A 1,100-nucleotide genomic window follows, 5' to 3' on the forward strand; every position below is an offset into this window, starting at 1 on the left:
GTCTACGAAAAAGTGAAGACAAGTCATAAGGATAAGGAAGGCAATGAAATTCCAGGATATCCAAGCGAAGACGGCGAACAACCTAAGAAGGATATTCCAGGTTACCGCTTCGTAGAGACCAAGAAACTTCCAAACGGTGACACAGAACATGTCTACGAAAAAGTTGTTACTGCCCCTCAACAAAAACCGACTGAGCAATCTCCAACTACTAAAGCAACCAAAGAATTACCTAATACTGGTACGGAAGATCATGCAGCTTTGGCGGCTCTAGGAGTACTAGGTTTGATGAGCGGATTTGGACTTGTGTCTCGTAAGAAAAAAGAAGACTAATTCTATACTCTAGATTCTAAGTAGTTTCCTTTAGTTTCTTAAACAAAAAACCAACTAATCTAATGATTAGTTGGTTTTTGTCTATTCTCGATTTTTCCAAGCTTGGTATCGAGTGTCAATCAAGAGTTGGGTTAGGCGCCCCATGGTTTCTCTTTCTTCGGGAGTGAGGGATTGAGCTTGGACAAAGAGATGGTGAACGTGTTCAATGACCTTGAAGGAAGAGAGGTCGTTGATAGAAGAGATGCCTGCATCGAGAATGATTCCAAAAAAGAGGTCAAAGTAGAGCTGCAGTTCCGTATCAGGGACCGTCTCAACCCATTCCTTAAAGGTTGTATCGACTTGCTGGCTGTCACTATTGGTCTCGTCTAGTTGGACAAAGTGTTTGTCTTCAACCTGCCAACTAAAGGTGTCATGCTGGGCAAGACCACCCAAGGCAGTGCTTCGAACAACGATTTTCTTATCAGGGATTTCTAGCATCATTCCGATGATAGAACCTTGTGGGACAAACACTTTCGTTCTTTCCATCATGTTTTGATAGCCAGCTGTTTCGGTTAGTTCCTTGTGAAGTCCAGGCGCATCAAAAGTATAGACAGCGACAATGTTTTTTTGTAAAAGTGGATCGAGTTGACTAGCAGCATAGACAGCTAGATTGCCCCCTTTTGAGTGTCCTGCTATGACAACTTTTTGGTTAGGATGTTGAGCAAAAAAATCCTGTAAATACTGGAGGGCGTGTTTTTGAGCTGGGATTTCTTTCATATAGGTCATATGGA

2 protein-coding genes are annotated in these 1,100 nt (G+C 42.4%); one reads left to right on the forward strand and one right to left on the reverse strand.

What is annotated here, in order from left to right:
- The coding region (locus tag GMD1S_RS08015; RefSeq protein ID WP_000326323.1) for an LPXTG cell wall anchor domain-containing protein at window positions 1–330 on the forward strand (330 nt) is incomplete at its 5' end.
- 81 nt (window positions 331–411) lie between these two features.
- On the opposite strand, the gene GMD1S_RS08020 is transcribed toward GMD1S_RS08015, so the two are convergent.
- Window positions 412–1,100: Mbeg1-like protein (locus tag GMD1S_RS08020; RefSeq protein WP_000496926.1), on the reverse strand; the 689-nt coding region annotated here is incomplete at its 5' end.

The sequence above is a fragment of the Streptococcus sp. GMD1S genome, assembly GCF_000296875.1.
In the GTDB taxonomy this organism is placed as follows: domain Bacteria; phylum Bacillota; class Bacilli; order Lactobacillales; family Streptococcaceae; genus Streptococcus.